Below are 1,709 nucleotides of genomic sequence, written 5' to 3' on the forward strand. Positions count from 1 at the left end.
AGGACGCTCATCGGGTCCCTCCGGCGTAGTAGGCGCCGCCGCGAACATAACCGCCATCATCCGGCTCGGGCTCGGGGGTGTGTCCGGTTTTGTCCTGTCCGGTGTCGAGGATCGGCCGCAGGTGCGCATAGCGGGGTGAGCGGATCGGGCCCCGCAGCGCCAGCGCGCAGGCCGCTTCGAGGCGTGCCGGGGAGAACCGGCGCGACAGTTTCAGCACCGCCAGCGCCGCGTCGAAGCCGGCCTCATCGATGAACACGGTCTCGAAGATCTTGGCTGTCACTGCCGCCGTCGCAGGTCCGACCCGCGCCGCCCACTCCTCGATCCGGGCCCGGTCCCAGGCCTGGAAGCTGCGCCCCTCGGGCAGGTCCGCCTCGTTCGTCCGATACTGGTTGCTGGCCGTGGCCGGCAGCAGCAAATGGCTGGTCAGGCGCTCGTCACGCCGGTAAACCTCCAGCATCGTCTCCGTCACGCGCAAGTCAACGAGGGCGCCGATATGGCTGAACGGGACGGAATAGAAGTTCTTCGCCCAAACCACGTGAGCGTTGGCGTTCACCTTGCGTTTATAGACCCACGTGCTGATCTCGAATGGGGCCGCCGGCAGCGCCTGCAACAACGGCTTCTCCTCCGCGGTGAACACACTGAGGCGTGACCCGTCACGTTTCTGGAACGGCTCACGGTTATAGGCATCGATCTGTTCCCGGATCCGCAGGCGCAGCTGCGCCAGCGACGTAAACTGCTCGTGCCGGAGGCCGGCGATGACCCAGGTCGCGACATGGGAGACCGTGTTCTCGGCACCACTCTTGTCTCGAGGGTGGCGAACTCTGCCCGGGAGGACCGCTGCCGAGTAGTGCGCCGCCATCTCCCGGTAAGCGTCGTTGAGCACGACCTCGCCCTCCTTCGGGTGGGAAATCACCCCGGTCTTCAAATTGTCCGGGACCAGGCGCGGGACGCTGCCACCGAAGAACGCGAACATCGCCGTGTGGGCGCGCAGCCACGACTCCTGCTTCATGTCCAGGCTCGCTTCCACGAACGCATACCGGCTGAACGGCAGGCACGCGACGAACAAATACACCCTCGACAGCTCACCCGTCGTCGGATCCAACAGCTGCATCGTGGGTCCGGACCAGTCGACCTCGATACTGCGGCCGGCCTTGTGCCCGACCCTTGACGTCGCCCCCGAGACGGCGGCGTGTTCGCCATAGAGGCGGCAGAACCGGTCATAGCTCATCGTTGCCTGCGCCATGGACGCTGCGTCGACATACTCCTGGTGCAACAGCTTCAACGTCACCCCGACCCGGGCCAACTCAGTGTGAACCCGGGGCCAGTCCGGCTGCGCGAAGACGCTCTCATGAACGCCGCGGCCGGGGAACACGGCCGCATACACCTCGGCTTCTGACTGTTCCGCGACGTCATCCCAGACGACGCCGAGCCGGTCCGCTGCATCGAGCACCGCCTGGACGCTATTGCGCGCGATGCCCTGCGCCGAGGCGATCGACCTGCCTGATAAGCCCTGATTTCGTAACTGCAAGACAAGTTTCGCCTTGATCTTCCGTACCATTACCGGTACTCCTCCCACCACGTGGCCATCACGTGGTGGGAGGAGCTTTTCAGGTGGCTCTCAACCACGCCAATCGTGGCTCTGAACGACACGATCCGTGATCTGGGCAGGTGGCTCTGAAGCGCACGACAGGTGGCTCCCTTGGAAGCCA

Annotated in this window: 1 protein-coding gene; it reads right to left on the minus strand. The window is 65.1% G+C overall.

The window, feature by feature from the left end; translation table 11 throughout:
* Nucleotides 1-7: 7 nt before the first annotated feature.
* Nucleotides 8-1,558 (minus strand): IS21 family transposase, encoded by a 1,551-nt coding sequence (gene istA / locus ACZY0Y_RS19820; protein ID WP_463959933.1) that lies wholly within the window; start codon nucleotides 1,556-1,558, stop codon nucleotides 8-10.
* Between the last annotated feature and the right edge of the window lie 151 nt (nucleotides 1,559-1,709).

The organism is Pseudarthrobacter kochi (assembly GCF_055412805.1).

Coding starts and splice junctions, on each gene's coding strand:
- istA (WP_463959933.1), bottom strand. CDS start 1,558: ATGGTACGGAAGATCAAGGCGAAACTTGTCTTGCAGTTACGAAATCAG.